The sequence below is a fragment of the Sphaerisporangium rhizosphaerae genome (genome assembly GCF_042665155.1).
Lineage (GTDB): Bacteria > Actinomycetota > Actinomycetes > Streptosporangiales > Streptosporangiaceae > Sphaerisporangium > Sphaerisporangium rhizosphaerae.
The window spans coordinates 450,235-469,674 of sequence record NZ_JBHTCG010000003.1 but is presented as its reverse complement, the minus strand read 5'-3'; the positions used below and the strand labels follow the sequence as shown (position 1 = coordinate 469,674).

At 71.7% G+C, this 19,440-nt stretch carries 20 protein-coding genes; 7 read left to right on the top strand and 13 right to left on the bottom strand.

Annotation, left to right across the window (positions count from 1 at the left end; genetic code table 11):
* From ACFQSB_RS07200 to ACFQSB_RS07185, 4 genes are all read left to right on the top strand, one after another.
* Positions 1–185 (top strand): hypothetical protein (locus tag ACFQSB_RS07200; RefSeq protein WP_380825047.1); only part of this gene is annotated, 185 nt, incomplete at its 5' end.
* Positions 186–1,043 (top strand): potassium-transporting ATPase subunit C, encoded by an 858-nt coding sequence (locus tag ACFQSB_RS07195; RefSeq protein WP_380825045.1) that lies wholly within the window; start codon positions 186–188, stop codon positions 1,041–1,043.
* Between the two features lie 118 nt (positions 1,044–1,161).
* A complete protein-coding gene (locus ACFQSB_RS07190) occupies positions 1,162–3,630 on the top strand; it encodes a sensor histidine kinase (RefSeq protein ID WP_380825064.1) in 2,469 nt (822 codons plus the stop codon).
* Entirely contained in the window at positions 3,627–4,295 is a 669-nt protein-coding gene (locus ACFQSB_RS07185) for a response regulator (RefSeq protein ID WP_380825044.1), read from the top strand. Before ACFQSB_RS07190 ends, ACFQSB_RS07185 begins: the two co-directional genes overlap by 4 nt.
* A 102-nt stretch (positions 4,296–4,397) precedes the next feature.
* On the opposite strand, the gene ACFQSB_RS07180 is transcribed toward ACFQSB_RS07185, so the two are convergent.
* Complete coding sequence (locus ACFQSB_RS07180) at positions 4,398–4,568, bottom strand: hypothetical protein (RefSeq protein WP_354852421.1); 171 nt, start codon at positions 4,566–4,568, stop codon at positions 4,398–4,400.
* A gap of 163 nt (positions 4,569–4,731) precedes the next feature.
* On the opposite strand from ACFQSB_RS07180, the gene ACFQSB_RS07175 reads away from it, so the two are divergent.
* Positions 4,732–5,388, top strand: a complete 657-nt coding sequence (locus tag ACFQSB_RS07175) for a TMEM175 family protein (RefSeq protein ID WP_380825042.1) — start codon at positions 4,732–4,734, stop codon at positions 5,386–5,388.
* A 9-nt stretch (positions 5,389–5,397) separates the two neighbouring features.
* Here ACFQSB_RS07175 and ACFQSB_RS07170 read toward each other — a convergent pair whose 3' ends face one another.
* The 4 genes from ACFQSB_RS07170 to pdxH all read right to left on the bottom strand — a co-directional run bounded on the left by ACFQSB_RS07170 (position 5,398) and on the right by pdxH (position 10,865).
* The gene (locus ACFQSB_RS07170; RefSeq protein WP_354852404.1) at positions 5,398–7,626 is read right to left on the bottom strand and encodes an ATP-binding SpoIIE family protein phosphatase; all 2,229 of its coding nucleotides are present in this window, start codon (positions 7,624–7,626) and stop codon (positions 5,398–5,400) included.
* A 168-nt stretch (positions 7,627–7,794) separates the two neighbouring features.
* Positions 7,795–8,499 carry a metal-dependent transcriptional regulator gene (locus ACFQSB_RS07165; RefSeq protein ID WP_354852403.1) on the bottom strand — a complete coding sequence of 235 codons (705 nt, stop codon included), beginning with the start codon at positions 8,497–8,499 and terminating at the stop codon, positions 7,795–7,797.
* 320 nt (positions 8,500–8,819) lie between these two features.
* Positions 8,820–10,082: an MFS transporter gene (locus ACFQSB_RS07160; protein WP_380825040.1), complete on the bottom strand. Its 1,263-nt coding sequence runs from the start codon at positions 10,080–10,082 to the stop codon at positions 8,820–8,822.
* Between the two features lie 96 nt (positions 10,083–10,178).
* Entirely contained in the window at positions 10,179–10,865 is a 687-nt protein-coding gene (pdxH, locus tag ACFQSB_RS07155) for a pyridoxamine 5'-phosphate oxidase (protein WP_380825039.1), read from the bottom strand.
* Positions 10,866–11,005: 140 nt separating this feature from the next.
* On the opposite strand from pdxH, the gene ACFQSB_RS07150 reads away from it, so the two are divergent.
* Complete coding sequence (locus tag ACFQSB_RS07150) at positions 11,006–12,112, top strand: citrate synthase 2 (protein WP_380825038.1); 1,107 nt, start codon at positions 11,006–11,008, stop codon at positions 12,110–12,112.
* Between the two features lie 210 nt (positions 12,113–12,322).
* Positions 12,323–13,441 carry a phosphoserine transaminase gene (gene serC, locus ACFQSB_RS07145; RefSeq protein WP_354852396.1) on the top strand — a complete coding sequence of 373 codons (1,119 nt, stop codon included), beginning with the start codon at positions 12,323–12,325 and terminating at the stop codon, positions 13,439–13,441.
* Between the two features lie 21 nt (positions 13,442–13,462).
* On the opposite strand, the gene ACFQSB_RS07140 is transcribed toward serC, so the two are convergent.
* From ACFQSB_RS07140 to ACFQSB_RS07105, 8 genes are all read right to left on the bottom strand, one after another.
* On the bottom strand, positions 13,463–13,873 hold the full coding sequence (locus ACFQSB_RS07140; protein WP_354852394.1) for a BlaI/MecI/CopY family transcriptional regulator: 411 nt from the start codon (positions 13,871–13,873) through the stop codon (positions 13,463–13,465).
* Between the two features lie 105 nt (positions 13,874–13,978).
* Positions 13,979–14,620, bottom strand: a complete 642-nt coding sequence (locus ACFQSB_RS07135) for a rhomboid family intramembrane serine protease (RefSeq protein WP_380825037.1) — start codon at positions 14,618–14,620, stop codon at positions 13,979–13,981.
* A gap of 180 nt (positions 14,621–14,800) precedes the next feature.
* On the bottom strand, positions 14,801–15,565 hold the full coding sequence (locus ACFQSB_RS07130; protein WP_354852390.1) for a crotonase/enoyl-CoA hydratase family protein: 765 nt from the start codon (positions 15,563–15,565) through the stop codon (positions 14,801–14,803).
* Between the two features lie 31 nt (positions 15,566–15,596).
* Positions 15,597–16,370, bottom strand: a complete 774-nt coding sequence (locus ACFQSB_RS07125) for an SDR family NAD(P)-dependent oxidoreductase (protein WP_354852389.1) — start codon at positions 16,368–16,370, stop codon at positions 15,597–15,599.
* A 48-nt stretch (positions 16,371–16,418) separates the two neighbouring features.
* A complete protein-coding gene (locus ACFQSB_RS07120) occupies positions 16,419–16,760 on the bottom strand; it encodes an STAS domain-containing protein (protein ID WP_354852388.1) in 342 nt (113 codons plus the stop codon).
* A gap of 85 nt (positions 16,761–16,845) precedes the next feature.
* A complete protein-coding gene (locus ACFQSB_RS07115) occupies positions 16,846–17,598 on the bottom strand; it encodes an energy-coupling factor ABC transporter ATP-binding protein (protein WP_380825036.1) in 753 nt (250 codons plus the stop codon).
* Positions 17,595–18,359, bottom strand: coding sequence for a cobalt ECF transporter T component CbiQ (gene cbiQ / locus ACFQSB_RS07110; RefSeq protein WP_380825034.1), 765 nt, complete (start codon positions 18,357–18,359; stop codon positions 17,595–17,597). The genes ACFQSB_RS07115 and cbiQ overlap by 4 nt, the downstream gene beginning before the upstream one ends.
* Complete coding sequence (locus ACFQSB_RS07105) at positions 18,359–19,417, bottom strand: energy-coupling factor ABC transporter permease (RefSeq protein WP_354922190.1); 1,059 nt, start codon at positions 19,415–19,417, stop codon at positions 18,359–18,361. The genes cbiQ and ACFQSB_RS07105 overlap by 1 nt, the downstream gene beginning before the upstream one ends.
* Positions 19,418–19,440 lie beyond the last annotated feature (23 nt).

Sequence of the window (19,440 nt, the reverse complement as noted above, 5' to 3'; positions counted from 1 at the left end):
TCAACGCCCTCGTCATCATCGCCCTCATCCCCCTGGCACTACGCGGAGTCCGCTACCGCCCCTCCAGCGCCTCCCAACTCCTGTCCCGCAACCTCTACATCTACGGCCTGGGCGGCATCATCGTCCCGTTCATCGGCATCAAACTCATCGACCTGCTCGTTCGGTTGCTTCCGGGGATGTCATAGATGCGCCATCTGCCAAGCTGGATCAACCGGTATCTGGCCGGTCTGCGCGCCCTGCTGGTGCTCACCGTGATCACCGGAGTCGTCTATCCGCTGCTGGTCACCGGAGTGGCGCAGGCGCTGTTCAACGGCGAGGCCAATGGCTCCATCGTGCGGATCCACGGCGAGGACGCGGGCAGCGCGCTCATCGGGCAGACCTTCACCGACGCCGGCGGCAACCCGGTGAAGAAGTACTTCCAGTCCCGCCCGTCGGCCGCGGGATACGACCCCATGGCGAGCGCGGCGAGCAACCTGGGCCCTGCGGACATCGTGGACGTGTTGCCCGTCCCCGGAGCATCCGGCGTGCGGGGCCATGGCCGGCGGTCCCTGTTGAGCCAGGTCTGCGCGCGGAGCAAGGCCGTCGGCGAGCTGGAAGGGGTCAGCGGCGCACGCCCCTACTGCACCCCCGACGGCGTCGGCGCCGTCCTGAAGGTCTTCCCCGCCACCGGCGCCCCCACCCGCGCCGTCAGCGTCAACCAGCCCTGCCCCGCCACCCCCTTCATCACCACCTACCAAGGCATCACCGTCCAATGCGGCACACCAGGCCAGAACTACGCCACCGGCCGCACCGTCACCGTCCGCGGCACCGCGACCGCCCTCGTCCCCCCCGACGCCGTCACCGCCGGCGGCTCCGGACTCGACCCGCACATCTCCCCCGCCTACGCCGCACTCCAGGCGCCCCGCGTCGCCCGGCAACGCGGCCTGCCCCTCGCCCGGGTCAAGGCCCTCATCGAGCGGCACACCAGCGGTCGTAGCTTGGGGTTCATGGGGGAACCTGCGGTCGACGTCCTGGCGCTCAACCTGGCACTGGACGCGGGATGACGGAAGGCGAGCGGTGAGCACGGCACGGGAGGCGGACGCGGCGCGCGCGCCCGGCGCGGCACGCGGGCGGCTGCGCGTCTACCTGGGGGCCGCCCCCGGCGTCGGCAAGACCTACGCGATGCTCGCACAGGGCCGCCGGGCGCTCACGCGCGGCAGGGACGTGGTGGTCGGCCTGGTGGAGACGCACGGCCGCGCCCGCACGGCCGAACTGATCGACGGACTGGAGACGCTGCCCCGCAGAACCCTCACCTACCGGGGCGCGACCTTCACCGAGCTGGACGTCGACGCCGTCATCGCGCGCAAGCCCAAGATCGCACTGATCGACGAGCTCGCGCACACCAACGTGCCGGGGTCGCGCAACGCCAAGCGCTGGCAGGACATCGAGGAGATCCTCGACGCCGGCATCGACGTCATCTCCACCGTCAACATCCAGCACCTGGAGTCGCTCAACGACGTCGTGGAGCAGATCGCGGGCGTGCCGCAGCGCGAGACCGTCCCCGACGAGGTCGTGCGCCGGGCCGACCAGGTGGAGCTGGTCGACATGTCGCCCGAGGCGCTGCGCCGCAGGCTCGCGCACGGCAACGTCTACCCGCCGGAGAAGATCGACGCGGCCCTGTCCAACTACTTCCGGGAGGGCAACCTGACCGCGCTGCGCGAGCTGGCCCTGCTCTGGGTCGCGGGGAAGGTGGACGAGCAGCTCGAACGCTACCGCGCCGACCACGGCATCGCCGGCACCTGGGAGGCACGCGAACGGGTCGTCGTCGCGCTGACCGGCGGTCCCGAGGGCGACACCCTCGTGCGGCGCGCCGCGCGCATCGCGGCCCGTACCCAGGGCGCCGACCTGCTGGCCGTCCATGTCACCGCCCCCGACGGCCTGGCCGGCGCCGACCCGGCCCACCTGGCCCGTCAGCGGACGCTGGTCGAGAGCATGGGCGGCACCTACCACCAGGTCGTCGGCGACGACATCCCGCGCGCCCTGCTCGACTTCGCACGCGGCGTCAACGCCACCCAACTCGTCCTCGGCGCCTCCCGGCGCGGGCGCTTCGCCCAGGTGCTCTCCCCCGGCGTCGGGGTGACCACGACCGCGCGCTCGGGGTCCATCGACGTCCACATGATCACCCACGAGGAGGTCAGCAAGGGACTGCGGAGGGCGTCGCGTTCCCGCGCCGTCCTCACCCGCCGCCGGCGTCTGGCCGGGTGGGCGCTGGCCGTCGCCGGCCTTCCCGCGCTGACCGCGGCGCTGGTCCCGCTGCGCGGCACGCTGGCGCTGCCCGGGGAGATCCTGCTGTTCCTGCTGACGGTCGTCGTCGTCGCCCTGGTCGGCGGCCGGTCACCGGCGGTCGTCGCCGCGGTGGGCGCGTTCGGGCTGCTCAACTGGTACTTCACCCCGCCGCTGAACACGCTCACGGTGGCCGAGCCGGAGAACCTGCTGGCGCTGTTCGTGTTCGTGCTGGTCGCGGCCACGGTCAGCACGGTGGTCGACCTGGCGGCGCGGCGCACCCGCGAGGCCGCCCGCGCCGGAGCCGAGGCCGAGGTGCTGTCCACGCTCGCCGGGCACGTGCTGCGCGGCGAGGCCGCGCTGCCGTCCCTGCTGGCCCGGCTGCGCGAGACCTTCACCCTGACGTCGGTGACGCTGCTCGAACGCGTCGGCCCGGCCGGCCCCGACCACCGGTCCGCGCCGCAGTCGTGGCGGATCGTGGCCACCTCCGGCGGGCCGCCCTGCGCGAGCCCCGACGACTCCGACACCGACGTGCAGGTCGACGACCGGCTCGTGCTCGCCGTCCGCGGCCACCTGCTGGACGCCTCCGACCGCCGGGTGCTGGAGGCGTTCGCCGCCGAGGCCGCCGTCGCCCTGCGCCAGGAGCGCCTGCGCCAGGAGGCCGAGGCCGCGCGGCCGCTGGCCGAGGCCGACCGGATGCGCACGGCCCTGCTCGCCGCCGTCAGCCACGACCTGCGCACGCCGCTCGCCTCGGCCAAGGCCGCCGTGGACAGCCTGCGCAACACGACCATCGAGTGGACGCCGCAGGACCGGGCCGAACTGCTCGCCACGGCCGAGGAGTCGCTGGCCAGGCTGGACCGCCTGGTCGCCAACCTGCTCGACATGAGCCGCCTGCAGGCCGGCGTGCTGGGGCTCACCCTGCACCCCGTCGCGCTGGAGGACGTCATGCCGCGCGCCATCGACGACCTCGGGCCGCTCGGCGAGCGCGTCCAGGACGACATCCCCGGCGACCTGCCCGAGATCATGGCCGATCCGGCGCTGCTGGAGCGCATCCTGGTCAACCTGATGTCCAACGCCGTCCGCTACAGCCCGCCCGAGCACCGGGTACTGGTCACCGGCAGCCACTACGGTGACCGGGTGGAGATCCGGGTCATCGACCGCGGCCCCGGCATCCCGCCAGACGCCCACGACCAGGTCTTCCTGCCGTTCCAGCGCCTGGGCGACCGGGCCGGCCACACCGGCGTCGGCCTGGGCCTAGCGCTCTCCCGGGGGCTGGCCGAGGCGATGAACGGCACCCTGACGCCCGACGAGACCCCCGGAGGAGGGCTCACCATGATCATCTCTATGCCCGTCGGAGAGCACCGATGACCCGGGTCCTGGTCGTCGACGACGAGCCGCAACTGCTGCGCGCCCTGCGCATCAACCTGGTCGCCCGCCACTACGAGGTCGCCGTGGCCGCCGACGGGGGCGCCGCGCTGCGCGAGGCCGCCCAGTTCCACCCCGACCTGGTCCTGCTCGACCTCGGGCTGCCCGACATGGACGGGGTCGAGGTCATCCACGGCCTGCGCGGCTGGACGCGCGTGCCGATCGTCGTGCTGTCCGGCCGGGCCGGCAACCAGGACAAGATCGACGCCCTGGACGCGGGGGCCGACGACTACGTCACCAAGCCGTTCGACATCGAGGAGCTGTTCGCCCGCATCCGGGCCGTCACCCGCCGGGTGTCCACGCAGGAGGCCGAGAGCACGCAGGTCCGCGTCGGCGACCACACGGTCGACCTGGCCACCAAGACCGTCTCCGGCGACGTCCGGCTCACCCGCACCGAGTGGCGCATGCTGGAGCTGCTGCTGCGCAACCCCGGCCGGCTGGTCAGCCAACGCCAGATGCTCGGCGAGGTGTGGGGCGCGGCCTACGCCAAGGAGACCCACTACCTGCGCCAGTACATGGCCCAGCTCCGCAAGAAGCTCGAACGCGACCCCGCCCGCCCCGTCCACCTCATCACCGAACCCGGCATGGGCTACCGCTTCACCCCCTGACGTGCCTCGACGGGCAGGCGTGGGAGCCGGTCTCGACCTGCTCGCCCGTCTCGCGACGTCATCGCCGTCGACTTCTCCGGCTTCGGCGCGCGGGCCGGCGGATCAGCGCTGGGTCTGGGTGTAGAGGGCGAGGATCACGATGACGAAGGTGATCATCACTCCGGCGTAGGCCACCGGGCCGAGCCTGATCATCTTGCGGAAGCGGTTCAGCCCCCAGGCGAAAAGGAACGCCAGGAAGACCAGCAGGATCAGCCCGCCGTTCTCCATCGCCACCGCCCTCCGCATCGGCCCGTGCGCGCCGGGCCCGCCCGGCGGCGCCACACGGCACCCCGCCCGGGAAGGGCCCGCACGCCACTCTAGCCGCGATCACCCCGCCCCCGGCGGCACTCTTGCCTGCCCTCCCCACGGGTGTCGCGTCCGTGGCACACTTCACCCCGTGCCGGATCTGAACAGGACGCACGTCCAGGAGAGCCCCCACTTCACCGACGAGGAGGACCGGCGGCACGTCCGCGACCGCCTGATCTTCTTCTCCGACGCGGTGATCGCCATCGCGATGACGCTGCTCGCGCTGGAACTGCCCGTGCCGACCGGGGAGACCGACGCCGAGGTCTGGCACTCGTTCGTGGAGCTGCTCCCCGAGGAGTACCTGAACTTCGTGATCAGTTTCGGGGTCATCGCCGCGTTCTGGATGGCCCACCACCAGTTCTTCCGCAAGATCCACGTGGTGGACACAGCCCTGCTGCGCTACAACCTCGGTTGGCTGTTCCTGGTCGTGGTGGTGCCGTTCGCCACCCGGGTGAACAGCGAGGGCGGCTTCGTGCTGGGCCCGGTGCTGTACGCCGTCGTCATCAGCGCGATCGCCCTGCTGATGGTGCTGATGGCCCGGCACGCGACCCGCGCCGGCCTGCTGCGTCCCGGGACGCCCCCGCACGCCCTGCGGGGGCTGCTGGTGGGCGCCGGCACCGCGGCGTCGGTGTTCCTGCTGTCGATCCCGGTGAGCTTCGCCAGCCCGTCGTGGGGCAGATACTTCTGGTTGCTGACGATCGTCGCCTCGCGCGTCACCCGCCGCGTCTTCGATCGCCGCGACCCCTGACCGGCGGGCTCAGCGGCCCTTGGTGGGGATCTCGAACCAGACGGCCTTGCCCTCCTTGGTGGGACGCGAGCCCCAGCGGCGGGCGAGCTGGTCGACCAGGTACAGGCCGCGGCCGCCCTCGTCGTTCTCGCCGGCGCTGCGGATGCGCGGCAGGCGGAGATCCTGGTCGAAGACCTCCACCCAGATGGACTCCTCGCCCCGGCGCAGCCGCAGCGTGAACTCCTTCTCGTTGACGATGTCGTTGTCCAGCCCCGGAACGTCCCAGGACTCGTCGAACGGCAGCGGCGGGCCGTCCAGCACCAGCTCGCGGCGCGGGACGCTGGCGCTGGCGGCGTGCAGCACGACGTTGGTGACGACCTCGGAGACCAGCAGGCAGGCCAGCTCGACCCGGTCTTCGGGGACGTCCCAGCTCGCGAACGCCTCCGAGGCCATGCGCCGGGCCTCGCCCACCATGATCGGCTGGGCGGGGAAGGTGCGCTCTTCGAACTTGAGCTCCTTGCCCGCGGAGCGGATCACCAGGATGGCCATGTCGTCGTCGATCTCGCCGGGGACCGCGACGGTGGCGGCGTCGGCGACGCGCTCGACCGACTCGGCCGAGGCCTTGGCGACCTTCTCGCACAGGATGCGCAGCGTCTCTTCGTCGCTGAGCGGCGCCTCGCCGGACTCGCGGGCCGGGCGGCGGTCGACCAGGCCGTCGGTGTAGAGCAGGAGGGCGGCGCCGGGCGGCAGCACCCGCGTCTCCTCCTTGTAGACCAGGTCGGCGTGCATGCCCTTGGCGTTGACGCCGAGCGGCTGGCCGACCTCGGAGATGTCGAGCTCGGTGACCACGCCGTCGACGATGAGCAGCGGCGGGGAGTGCCCGGCGTTGGCGAAGGACAACTGGCGCGACCACGCGTCGTACACCAGGTACTGGCAGGTGACGATGGGCGGGGTGCTGACGTCGGTGCCGTAGTCGTCGCGCTCGGGCGCGGCGATGATGCGGGTCCACTCGTTGAGCCGCGCGAGGATGTCGGCCGGGGACTTGTCGTCCTGGGCGAAGGCGCGCAGCGCGGCGCGCAACTGGCCCATGACGGCCGCGGCCTTGGCGCCGCGGCCCTCGACGTCGCCGATGACGATGCCGACCCGCCCCGCCGACAGCGGGATCACGTCGTACCAGTCGCCGCCCACCTGGGTCTGGATGCCCTGGCCGTGCGAGGCGAGCGGGGCGGCGGGATAGTAGCGGACCGCGATCTCCAGGCCGTCGAGCTGCGGCAGCTCGCGGGGCAGCAGGTACTTCTGGAAGGACTCGGCGGTGTGGCGCTCTTCCTCGAACAGCAACGCGTTGTCGACGGCGATGGCGACCCGGGTGGCGATGGCGCCGACGAAGTCGCGGTCGAAGGCGTCGTAGTGCGGCGAGCGCCGGTCGGTGAGGTTGGACATGCCGAGGTACATCAGGCCGAGCGTCTCGCCCCGCGCGCACAGCGGCGCGACGATGGCGGAGGTCATGCCGATCTCGCTGCAGAGCCTGGTGGCCTCCTCGCTGGGCGAGGGGTAGCTCATCGTCGCGAAGTCCTCGACGATGATGGTCTCCTGGCGGCGCAGCGCGATCTCGGCGTAGTGGCCGGCGGGGTAGCGGATCTCGGACCCGATGGGGCGCCAGGTGCCCGGCGGGGGCGTCCACCCCTTGACGTGGGTGGAGACCTTGCGGACCAGCCGGTCGCCCTCGGACAGCTCGATGAAGCAGTGGTCGGCGAACTGGGGCACCAGCATCTCGGCGACGCGGTTGAGCGTCTCTTCGACGTACAGGGAGCCGGCCAGGCGCTCGCCGATGCGTTCGAGCAGGCCGAAGCGGTCTTTCTCGCGTTCGTTGCTGCGCATCGCCTCGCGGGCGGTGATGACGATGCCGGTGACCGAGCCGGAGGGGTGCCGCAGGGGGACGGCCTGCGCACGGACGTAGATGATGGTGCCGTCGCCGCGCACCACGTCGAAGGTGCCCTCCCACACGCCGCCCTTGAGGACGTGCTTGGCCAGCTCGACGGCCAGGGGATGGTCCTTCTCCATGATGCCCAGGGACAGGACGGTCGGGTCGGCGGCGCCTGGCCTGTCAGGGCTGCCGAACAGGCGTTCGGCGAACGGGTTCCAGTAGAGCACGTTGCTGAACCGGTCGGTGACGACCACGGCCATCTCGGCGTGGTCGAGGACCGACTCGGGCGTCAGATGGTCGGCCGCGTCCTGCGAGAGGTCCCCCCATCGCTTCATCGGGCGGCCGCCCCTCGGAGAGGGGCATGGGCGAAGGCGACCACGTGCGCTCCTGCAACAGCCTCGGCGGTCAGGCGACGACCGGCCGCAGGCTCGGGGAAGGCGGGGCTGAGGGACAAGGGAAAGGGAGACCCCCCACTGGAATGCAAGCGATCACGCTCTGACCGGTCAGCGCCGGGAGACGAAGACGTGCGCGGCGACATCGCGCGGGAACTCCGCGGGCGTGTTGTGCGCTTCATCGTCACCTGTCACCCGTACACCGTCGTCGCTCGCCGCGAGCGTCACCTCGCGTCCGGGTTGTATCCCAACTTGCTTGAGTTTAAGCATCACAGCAGGATCACTTTGCACTTGTTCGCTAATTCGCCGCACGACTACGGGTATGCCTCTGGGCCCGGCGAGATCGGCCATGGCCGAGATCACCTCATCGGCGGACGAGTCGGACTCTTTCACGCCCAGTTCGTCCAGACCTGGGATGGGGTTGCCGTGGGGGCAGACCACCGGGTTGTCCAGCAGGGTGACCAGGCGGGACTCCACCGACTCGGACATGACGTGCTCCCAGCGGCAGGCCTCGACGTGCACCTCTTCCCAGGGAAGGCCGATGACCTGGGTGAGCAGACACTCGGCCAGGCGGTGCTTGCGCATCACCCGCGTGGCGAGCGTGCGCCCGAGGTCGGTCATGGTCAGGTGACGGTCGCCCTCGACGCGGACCAGGCCGTCACGCTCCATGCGGGCCACCGTCTGGCTGACGGTGGGGCCGCTCTGCTGCAGCCGCTCGGCGATGCGGGCGCGCAGAGGGGTGATCCCCTCCTCCTCCAACTCGAAGATCGTGCGGAGGTACATCTCGGTGGTGTCGATCAGGCCGTGTGCGGTCAAGGCTCCTCCCCTCCCAAGTATCGATGCTACGTCCGGCTCCCGTGGGCCACGGCCGTGTCCGCACAGGCCGATGGCGCTGTCTCCCGGGAACGGATCGGCGTCCGGACAGAGCTTACGCAGACCTACCGACACAACGGTGCGAGACGGGGAACGACGACCGCGGCGGCGGCAACATGTGACTCCTTCTCTAGGATCGCATCCTTCGCCACGCGCGTCGCCTGAACCCACGGAACCTGATCTCGCGGGACAGGTCCGCGCCGGCTCCCCCGACGGCCGCGCGCCCCCGCCGGCGCCGCCCGTCCCGCCCGGCCGCGCCGGGATCAGCGCCGCGCGAGCCCGTCGCGCACCGCGTCGTAGTTGCGGAACGCCGGGATCGAGAGCCCGGCGACCAGCACGATCGCGGCGCACAGCAGCCCGCCGCCCGCCCAGGCCGGCACGAGCCCGAAGGCGCCGGCCGTCGCGCCGGCCCGCAGGTCACCAAGGCGGGGACCGCCGGCGACCACGACCATGAACACGCCCTGCATGCGCCCGCGCATCTCGTCGGGGGCGTAGGTCTGCAAGATCGTCTGCCGCCAGACCGAGGAGACCAGGTCGATGGCGCCGCCGACGGCGAGCAGCGCCACGATCAGCCACAGCGGCTGCGCGAACGCCGCCGCCGCGACGGTGAGCCCCCACAGCGCGATCACGACGGTCAGCGCCACCCCCTGGCGGCGCACCCTGCCGACCCAGCCGGACACCAGCCCGGCCGCGACGGCGCCGATCGCCAGGCTCGCCGACAGCCAGCCGAACGCGACCGGCGACCCGCCGAAGCGCTCGGCCGTCAGCTCCGGGTACAGGGCGCGGGGCAGGGCGAAGGCCATGGCGATGATGTCCACGACGAAGGACATCATCACGATCGGGCGGGTGGCGATGTACCGCAGGCCGTCCACGACCGACCGCAGGCCCGGCCGGGACACCTCGCCGACGGGGGCCAGGCGGGGCAGCCGGACGGCGGCGTAGAACCCGGCGCCGAACAGCAGGGCGTCGATGAGGTAGGCCGCGGCGTATCCGGCCTTGGCCAGGACGATGCCGGCGAGCAGCGGGCCGACCACCGTCCCGACGCTGCTGATCAGGAAGTTCAGGGTGTTGGCCGCGGCGACGCGGTCGGCGGCCACCAGTCTCGGGATGATCGCGCTGCGCGTCGGCGCGGTGACGGCGAAGCCGGTGGACTGGACGGCGACGATGGCGAGCATCAGGTAGACGTTGTCCAGCCCCGCCCAGGCGTGCAGCAGCAGGGCGGCCGTCGCCAGCCAGGCGACCACCGAGCCCATGAGCAACAGCTTGCGGCGGTCGACGGCGTCGGCGACGGCGCCGCCCCACAGGCCGAAGACGACCAGCGGGATGAGGTTGGCCGGCCCGAGCAGGCCCACCCACAGGGAGGAGTGGGTGATGTCGTACACCTGGGCGCTGACGGCCACCGAGGTGAGCTGGAAGCCGATGAACGAGACACCCTGCCCGAGCAGCAGCCGCCGGTACGGGGCGACGCCCAGCGGGCGGGTGTCGACGGCGACACGCTTCAGCACCGACTGAAGGACGAGCGCCATTTCCACCTCACCAACCCGGACATTTGAGAAATCTCCGGACACATTACCCAGGTTGTGGGGGTGAGCGGTTCAGAGGGAGGGGGTGCCGACCGGAGGTCAGGGGGCCAGCCGCTCCACCAGCCACACCCCGCCCGCGCGGCGGTAGCGCAACCGGTCGTGCATGCGGTCGACCTGCCCCTGCCAGAACTCGACCTCCGCCGGGACCACGCGGAACCCGCCCCAGAACTCGGGCATCGGCGGCTCCTCCGGCCAGCGCTCGGCGAGCTGGCGGTAGCGGTCGTCCAGCTCCTCCCGCGACCGCACGACCGCCGACTGCCGGGAGGCCCAGGCGCCTATGCGAGAGCCGTACGGGCGAGAATGGAAGTAGGCGGCGGAATCCTCCCGCGGCAGGCGCACCACGGTGCCCTCCACGCGCACCTGGCGGCGCATGGGGTGCCAGGGGAACACCAGGCAGGCCCGGGGGTTCTCCGCCAGGTCGCGGCCCTTGCGCGACTCGTAGTTGGTGTAGAAGACGAAGCCTTCCTGGTCGTATCCCTTGAGCAGGACGGTCCTCGCGGCCGGGCGGCCCCCGGCGGAGGAGGTGGCGAGCACCATGGCGTTCGGCTCGGGGAACCCCGCGTCCACGGCGTCGGCGAACCATGACGCGAACTGCGTCACAGGGTCGGCGGCGAGATCGGCCTCGCTGAGCGGCAGGCCCTCGTACGTACGGCGCAGCGCCGCGAACGGCGGCGGCGGGCTCGATGCGGCATCCACAGACCGGTATTCTTCCGCGTCCGGCGCCATGGCCGAAGTCGCACCCCCCACCAGGGCGGATCGCGTTTCGGTGGGCCCTGCGGCAGAGCACCCACGCCGAGGGGGTTGAATATGACCCGCCGGTATCTCGACATCAAGGCTTTGACTTCAAGAAAGGGAGGCGGCCGAGAATGTCCGACTTCAAACCCGGGCTCGAAGGCGTAGTAGCGTTCGAGACCGAGATCGCGGAACCGGACAAAGAAGGGGGCGCCCTGCGTTACCGGGGCGTCGACATCGAAGAGCTGGTCGGCCGCGTCTCCTACGGCAATGTGTGGGGCCTGCTCGTCGACAACAAGTTCAAGCCCGGCCTTCCTCCGGCCGAGCCGTACCCCATCCCTGTCCACTCCGGTGACATCCGCGTCGACGTCCAGAGCGCCCTGGCCATGCTGGCCCCCGCCTACGGCTTCCGCCAGCTCCTCGACATCGACGAAGACCAGGCCCGCGACGATCTCGCACGCGCCTCGGTCACCGCGCTGTCGTTCGTCGCCCAGTCGGCCCGCGGCCTGGGCCTGCCGATGGTCCCGCAGTCGCGCGTCGACGAGGCCGACACCATCGTCGAGCGCTTCATGATCCGCTGGCGCGGTGAGCCCGACCCCAAGCACGTCAAGGCCATCGACGCCTACTGGACCTCCGCCGCCGAGCACGGCATGAACGCCTCCACCTTCACCGCCCGCGTGATCGCCTCCACCGGCGCGGACGTCGCCGCCGCCCTGTCGGGCGCGGTGGGCGCGATGTCGGGCCCGCTGCACGGTGGCGCCCCCGCCCGCGTGCTGCACATGATCGAGGAGGTCGAGCGCATCGGCGACGCCGAGACCTACGTCAAGCACGCGCTGGACTCCGGCGAGCGTCTGATGGGCTTCGGCCACCGCGTGTACCGCGCCGAGGACCCCCGCGCCCGCGTGCTGCGCCGCACCGCGCAGGAGCTCAACGCCCCCCGCTACGAGGTCGCCTGCGCGCTGGAGAAGGCCGCCCTGGCCGAGCTGCACGCCCGCAAGCCCGACCGCGTCCTGGCCACCAACGTGGAGTTCTGGGCCGCGATCATGCTGGACTTCGCCGAGGTGCCCCCGCACATGTTCACCTCGATGTTCACCTGCGCCCGCACCGCCGGGTGGGCGGCGCACATCCTGGAGCAGAAGCGCACGGGCAGGCTGGTCCGCCCAAGCGCCAAGTACGTCGGCCCCCCGCAGCGCTCGATCGACGACGTCCCCGGAGCCGACGAGGTCGCCGGCAAGAACTGACCCCGCCGTCCGCACGGGAACCGGTCACGCCCTCCGGCGAAGCCGGCCACCGACGCCGCGCCCGCACAGGGCCCGCAGCCGCAGGTTGCGGGCCTTTCGCGTGCCCGCCGCCCCGGCGGCCCGCCCGCCGAGTCTCAGGCGACACGCCCACCGGGTCTCAGGATCCGGACCGGCGACGTGAGCACCGGGGCGGCTCACTACCCTGGTTAGGTGGCTGACATCGAGATTCCCGCTGAACTGAAGCCCGCTGACGGCCGTTTCGGCTGCGGGCCTTCCAAGGTACGCCCCGAGCAGCTGGCCGCCCTGGCCTCCGCGGGCGCGAGCGTGATGGGCACCTCCCATCGCCAGAAGCCGGTCAAGAACCTCGTCCGCCGGGTGCGCGAGGGCCTCACCGACCTGTTCTCGCTGCCCGAGGGGTATGAGGTGGTGCTCGGCAACGGAGGCACCACGGCGTTCTGGGACATCGCGGCCTTCGGGCTCATCAGGGAGAAGTCCCAGCACCTCCACTTCGGCGAGTTCTCGTCGAAGTTCGCGGCCGTCGCCGCCAAGGCGCCCTGGCTCGCCGAGCCGACCGTGATCAAGTCCGAGGTGGGCAGCCATCCGCGGGCCACGCCCGAGGCCGGCGTGGACGTCTACGCGCTCACCCACAACGAGACCTCCACCGGCGTGGCCATGCCGATCAAGCGCGTGGCCGACGACGAGTCGCTCGTGCTGGTCGACGCCACCTCCGGGGCCGGCGGCCTGCCCGTCGAGGCCGGGGAGTTCGACGTCTACTACTTCGCGCCGCAGAAGAGCTTCGCCTCCGACGGCGGCCTGTGGATCGCCCTGTTCTCCCCCCGCGCCCTGGCCCGGGTGGAGGAGATCGCCGCGACCGACCGGTTCGTGCCCGAGTTCTTCAGCCTGCCGACCGCGATCGACAACTCGGTCAAGGACCAGACCTACAACACCCCGGCCGTGGCCACGCTGTTCCTGCTCGCCGACCAGATCGAATGGATGAACCGCAACGGCGGCCTGGCCTGGACCACCGCGCGCACCGCCGACTCGGCCGGGCGGCTGTACACCTGGGCCGAGAAGACCTCCTACACCACGCCGTTCGTCGCCGACCCCGCCCAGCGGTCCAGCGTCGTCGGCACCATCGACTTCGCGCCCGAGGTGGACGCCGCCGAGGTCGCCAAGGTGCTGCGGGCCAACGGCATCGTCGACACCGAGCCCTACCGCAAGCTCGGCCGCAACCAGTTGCGCGTCGCGATGTTCCCGGCCATCGACCCGGCCGACATCGAGGCGCTGACGGCCTGCGTGGACCACGTGGTCGAGCGGCTGCAGGGCTGACCGGCGCCCACTCACCGCCCGTCAGGACGAGGGCGGGGGCACCCAGCCGGGCCCGGTGATGGGGGGCGGCGCGCCGGTGCGGCGCGCCAGCTCCTCCAGCAGGCGCAGGGCGTCGTCCAGTTCGACGCTCTGCGCGAAGCACGACAGCACCGGGGCACGGTCGTCGGTCTCGGCCAGGGCGGCCAGCATGACCGCCGTGACGTGCTCGTCGCGGCTGCGCCGGGCGGAGTAGCGAAAGGCCTTGCGCTCGGCGGTGCGGCTCAGCAGGCCCTTCCTGACGAGCCGTTCGGCGACGGTCTGCACGGTGGTGTACGCGAGCGGCCGTTCGGCGTCCGCGTTCAGCTTTCCCTGCACCTCGCGGACGAGCAGGGGGTGGGCCGCGTCCCAGAGCACCTCCATGATGGCGCGCTCCAGTGAGCCCAGGCTATTCACGCCGACATTGTGGCCCACGGGCACCCGCCATGTCAGTTGCCATCGTTCATCCCGCGCTTTCTCCGCGGTGGCGACCGGCGCCGTTCCGCCGCCCGTCTCCGGTGTTCATGCGAGCGCCGCCGCGCGCCTCCTGCGGCGCAGCGTCCAGGCCGCGATCACCCCGCCGACCAGCCCGAACAGGTGGGCCTGCCAGGAGATGCCGGGCTGGCCCGGCAGCACGCCCCAGATGAGCGAGTAGTACAGCGCGGCGACGCCGATGCCGAGCGCGATGTCCAGCAGGTGCCGGTCGAACAGGCCCCGCGTCACGACGTACCCGAAGTAGCCGAACACCAGCCCGCTCGCTCCCAGCGTCACCCCGGGCGGGCTGACCAGCCACACTCCCAGGCCGCTGACCACGATGATGATGACGCTGGCGAGGACGAAACGCCCGAGGCCGCGCAGCGCGGCGAGGAAGCCGAGGATGGCCAGCGGCACGGTGTTGGCCATCAGATGGCCGAAACCCGCGTGCAGGAACGGCGCGAACAGGATGCCGCTCAGGCCGTCCACCTGGTGCGGGCGGATGCCGTACTGGTCCAGGTTCTCCGGCAGGACGTAGTCGACCACCTCGACCGCCCACTCGGCGCACACCAGGAGCGCGATGACGATGGCGGCGCCGAGAGCGCCGGTGACCAGGTCGACCACACGCCGGCGTACCTTCTCGCCCGAGGTGGCGCCCGGAGCTCTCACTCTGGTCGCGTAGTCGCTCATCGTTCTCCTCGCAGCGGGACCTGGAACGCTTTTTGTCCTCCCTTTACCGTACGCGGACCGTGTTTAACCCGCGATTTCCGATGCACGCGAAAAAGGCGCATGTTCCGGGTATCGGATCATGCGCCTTCCGCGCCGCCGGAGCTGATCGCCGGCGGCGTGACGATCATTTCCCTGAGACGATCACTCGCCCGTCCAGTTGGGCGCGCGCTTCTCGGCGAACGCCGCGGCGCCCTCCATGGCGTCCTTGGACCCGAAGACCGGGTTCATGATCGCCGACTGGTGGGCGAACATCTCGTCCAGCGACCAGTCGGCCGACTCGACCAGGATGCGCTTGGTCGCCAGCAGCGACAACGGGGCGTTGGCGGCGATCTTGGCGGCGAACTCCTTGGCCGCGGCGAGCGCGCCGCCGGGCGGAGTCACCCGGTTCACCAGGCCCAGCTCCGCCAGCCGCGCGGCCGGGTAGAAGTCACCGGTGAGGGCGATCTCCATGGCGATGTGGTAGGGAATGCGGCGCGGCAGGCGCATCACGCCTCCCGCGCCCGCCACCAGGCCGCGCTTGGGCTCGGGCAGGCCGAACTTCGCCTCCTCGGAGGCGATGACGATGTCGCAGGACAGCACCAGCTCGAACCCCCCGGCCAGCGCGTACCCCTCCACCGCCGCGATGATCGGCTTCTTCGGCGGCGCCTCGACCAGGCCGCCGAACCCGCGCCCCTCGACCGCCGGGAAGTCTCCGCTCAGGAACCCCTTGAGGTCCATGCCGGCGGAGAAGTTTCCGCCGGCGCCGGTCAGGACGTACACCGAGACGTCCTTGCGGTCCTCCAGTTCGTCCAGGGCGGCCACCACGCCGCGCGCGACGGCGCCGTTGATGGCGTTCCTGGCCTGCGGCCTGTTGATCGTGATGACGGCGATGCCGCCGTCGACCTCGACGAGAACCTCGTCAGACACCCTTACCTCCGGTTCGCGGATACGAGCGGGCTCACTTGGGCTGGAAGCGGATCCCGCCGTCGAAGCGGATGACCTCGCCGTTCATGTAGTCGTTCTCGACCAGCGACCGCACCAGGTGGGCGAACTCCGAGGCCCGGCCCATGCGCTTGGGGAAGGGCACCGGCGCGTACAGCTTGGCCTTGAACGCCTCGGCCTCCGGGCCCGACCCGTAGATGGGCGTGTCGATGATGCCGGGGCAGATCGTCAGCACCCGCACGCCGATCGCGGCCAGGTCGCGGGCGGCCGGCAGCGTCATGCCGATGATGCCGCCCTTGGACGCGGAGTAGGCCACCTGGCCGGTCTGGCCCTCCAGGCCGGCGACCGACGCGGTGTTGATCACCACGCCGCGCGCGCCGTCGGCGTCGACCGGCTCGGTCCTGGCCATGGCCGCCGCGCCGATGCGCATGAGGTTGAAGGTGCCGATCAGGTTGACGTCGATCACCTTGCGGTAGCTCGCCAGGTCGTGCGGAGAGCCGTCCCGGCCCACGGTGCGCGACGCCCAGCCGATGCCGGCGCTGTTGACCACCGCGCGCAGGGGCTTGCCGGTCGCCACGGCGGCGTCCACGGCCGCCTGGACCGAGGCCTCGTCGGAGACGTCGGTCTGCACGAAGACGCCGCCGAGCTCGTCGGCGATCGCCTTGCCGCGCTCGGTGTTCAGGTCGGCCAGCACGACGGTCGCGCCCGCCGCCGCGAGCTCGCGCGCCGTGGCCTCGCCGAGGCCGCTGGCGGCGCCTGAGATGATTGCTGCTGCTCCGTTCAGGTCCATATCCCGGACCTTAACGTGGCAACCGAATGAAGTTCTACTGGGGGTGGCTCAAATCTCGGCCGAGATGGCGGCGTCGACGTCAGGATAGACCTTGATGCGCCGGTCGAGACCGGTCGTGCGCAGGATGCGCGCCACCGGCGCCTGCGGGGCCGCGAGCGACACCCCGCCGCCCTCGCCGGTCGCCAGGCGCCACGCCTCGATGAGCACCGACAGGCCACTGGAGTCCATGAAGGACAGCGAGGCGAGATCGAGCACCAGGCGGCTGCTGTCCTGCTTGATCGCATCACGCACCTCGTCGCGCAGGAAGGGCGCGGTGAACAGATCGAGCTCGCCCTCGACAGCGACGACGACGGCGTCTCCGAACGCGCGCCGCGCCAGCCGCAACTTCATGTGGAACCTCCTTGCGGGGCCCACTTTAGTCCTGGCGGCGCGGCGACGGGCTCAGTACGCCACAGCATCGCCGCGTGAAAGCGGATCAGAGCGGCTGAGGAGCCACCGCGAAGCCGAACGGGAGCTCCAGGCGATGGGCGGCGAGCAGGTCGGGGTCGGCGAGGATCTCACGGGTCGGCGCGTCGGCCGCGATGACCCCGTCCGACAGGATCAGCGAGCGCTCGCACAGTTCCAGGGCGTAGGGCAGGTCGTGGGTGACCATCAGCACGGTGACGTCCAGGGAGCGCAGGATCTCGGCCAGCTCGCGCCGCGAGGCCGGGTCGAGGTTGGACGACGGCTCGTCCAGCACGAGGATCTCCGGCCGCATGGCCAGCACCGTGGCGACCGCGACCCTGCGGCGCTGCCCGAACGACAGGTGGTGCGGCGGCCGGTCGGCGATGTCGGGCAGCCCGACCTGCGCGAGCGCCTCGTTCACCCGCAGCTCCAGCTCGAAGCCGCGCACGCCCATGTTGGCCGGGCCGAACGCGACGTCCTCGCGGACCGTGGGCATGAACAGCTGGTCGTCGGGGTCCTGGAAGACCAGGCCGACGCGGCGGCGGATCTCGCCCAGGTTGTCCTTGCGCACGGGCAGACCGGCCACCTCGACCTCGCCGTGCCCGGCGGTCAGGATGCCGTTGAGGTGCATGACCAGGGTCGTCTTGCCCGCGCCGTTCGGGCCGAGCAGCGCGACCCGCTCGCCGCGCCCGATGGTGAGGTCGACGCCGTAGAGCGCCTGGGTGCCGTCGGGGTAGGCGTAGGCCAGCTCGCTGACGCGCAGGGAAGGTGGCGGATTGCTCACGTGAGACTCCAGGACAGTACGGCCGTCGCCAGAGCGGCCATGGGAAGCAGGGAGGCGGTCGCCCAGCTGCGCGCCGAGGCGCGCAGGTTGTCGATGACGGGCATGGACCCTGTGTAGCCCCTGCTCAGCATCGCCAGGTGCACGCGCTCGCCGCGCTCGTAGGAGCGGATGAACAGCGCGCCGGCCGACTTGGCGATGACCGGCAGGTGGCGCACGTCGCGGGCCACGAAGCCCCGCGCCTCGCGGGCGACGCGCATGCGGCGCATCTCGTCCAGGATCACGTCCATATAGCGCAGCATGAACATGGCGATCTGCACGAGGGTCTGCGGCAGGCGCAGCCGCTGCGCGCCGAGCAGCATCGTGCGGGGCTCGGTGGTCGCGGCCAGCAGGATGCTGGCCACGACGCCGAGGGTGGCCTTGGCCAGGATGTTCCAGGCCGACCACAGGCCCGCGGAGCTGAGCGACAGGCCGAGCACCTCCACGCGCTCGCCCAGGCCGATGATCGGCAGTGCCACCGCGAAGATCACGAACGGCACCTCGATGACCATGCGGCGCAGCACGAACCTCGCCGGCACCCTGGCCACCGCGGCGACCGCGGCGAGCAGCAGGGCGTAGACCCCGAAGGCCCAGAACGCCTCCCGCGGCGTGGCGACCACCACCACGGCGAACGCCGCGACCGCGGGCAGCTTGCACTGGGGCGGCAGGCGGTGGATCACCGTGTCGCCCCGCCGGTAGAGCTGGTGGGTGTGCCCGGCGCCCATCAGGCGCTCACTTTGTCACCGTCGAGCCGGCCCTCGGCCTCGCCCTGGCGGTTGCGGCGCCGCACCACGTAGAAGATCGCACCGCCGGCCAGCACCGTGATGCCGACGCCGGCGACGCCCGCGACGCCCACCGACAGCCGCTCGTCCTGCACGCCCTTGACGCTGTAGTCCGACAGCGGGCCGCCGCCGAGGGAGTGGCCGCGCTCGTTGACGTTCAGCCCCTTGTCGCCGGCGACCTTCTCCAGCCCGTCGGGGCTGCTGGAGGCGTAGAAGGAGACCACGCCGGCCAGCAGGACGGTGACCAGGGCGCCGCCGATGAGCAGCGGCCGCAGGCTGCGGGACGGCGCGGGCGCGGGCCCGCCGGCGACCTCGGTGCTGGCGCCGTCGGCGGTGCGCAGCACCAGCTTGGCCTTCAACCCCTTCGCGCCGTAGACCAGGTCGGGGCGCACGGCCAGCACGCTGCTCACGGTGAGCGCGGTGATCAGGCCCTCGCCGAGACCGATGAGGACGTGCACGCCGCCCATCGCGATCGCCACCGAGGACACGTCGATCGGCGCGGTGCCGCCGATCCAGAACAGCAGGGTGAAGCCCATCGCCGCGACCGGCACCGAGACGGCGGCGCCGATGAAGGCCGCGACCGGGATGGCCGCGCGGCTGCGGGGGGCGCTGCGGACGATCAGGCGGAACACCGCCCAGCCGACGACGGAGGTGACGATGGCCATCAGGGTGATGTTGACGCCGAGCGCGGTGAGGCCGCCGTCCGCGAAGAAGAACCCCTGGACGAGCAGCACCACCGCCACGCACAACACGGCCGTGTACGGCCCTACGAGCACCGCGGCCAGTGTGCCGCCGAGAAGGTGGCCGCTGGTGCCGGCCGCCACGGGGAAGTTGAGCATCTGGACGGCGAAGATGAACGCCGCGACGAGGCCCGCCATCGGGGCGGTGCGGTCGTCGAGTTCGCGGCGCGCGCCGCGCAGGCAGACGGCCAGGCCGGCGGCGGCGAAGGCCCCCGCGCCGATGGAGACCGCCGCGTTGAAGAAACCGTCTGGTACGTGCACCAGAGCCTCCGAGGTGGGATCGA

What these genes read in the sequence shown, in the direction of transcription:
- ACFQSB_RS07125 (WP_354852389.1), bottom strand. Translation starts at nt 16,370, where the DNA reads ATGGACCTGAACGGAGCAGCAGCAATCATCTCAGGCGCCGCCAGCGGC.
- ACFQSB_RS07150 (WP_380825038.1), top strand. Translation starts at nt 11,006, where the DNA reads ATGTCCGACTTCAAACCCGGGCTCGAAGGCGTAGTAGCGTTCGAGACC.
- pdxH (WP_380825039.1), bottom strand. Translation starts at nt 10,865, where the DNA reads ATGGCGCCGGACGCGGAAGAATACCGGTCTGTGGATGCCGCATCGAGC.
- ACFQSB_RS07185 (WP_380825044.1), top strand. Translation starts at nt 3,627, where the DNA reads ATGACCCGGGTCCTGGTCGTCGACGACGAGCCGCAACTGCTGCGCGCC.
- ACFQSB_RS07170 (WP_354852404.1), bottom strand. Translation starts at nt 7,626, where the DNA reads ATGAAGCGATGGGGGGACCTCTCGCAGGACGCGGCCGACCATCTGACG.
- ACFQSB_RS07160 (WP_380825040.1), bottom strand. Translation starts at nt 10,082, where the DNA reads ATGGCGCTCGTCCTTCAGTCGGTGCTGAAGCGTGTCGCCGTCGACACC.
- cbiQ (WP_380825034.1), bottom strand. Translation starts at nt 18,359, where the DNA reads ATGGGCGCCGGGCACACCCACCAGCTCTACCGGCGGGGCGACACGGTG.
- ACFQSB_RS07120 (WP_354852388.1), bottom strand. Translation starts at nt 16,760, where the DNA reads ATGAAGTTGCGGCTGGCGCGGCGCGCGTTCGGAGACGCCGTCGTCGTC.
- ACFQSB_RS07190 (WP_380825064.1), top strand. Translation starts at nt 1,162, where the DNA reads ATGCTCGCACAGGGCCGCCGGGCGCTCACGCGCGGCAGGGACGTGGTG.
- ACFQSB_RS07195 (WP_380825045.1), top strand. Translation starts at nt 186, where the DNA reads ATGCGCCATCTGCCAAGCTGGATCAACCGGTATCTGGCCGGTCTGCGC.
- ACFQSB_RS07135 (WP_380825037.1), bottom strand. Translation starts at nt 14,620, where the DNA reads ATGAGCGACTACGCGACCAGAGTGAGAGCTCCGGGCGCCACCTCGGGC.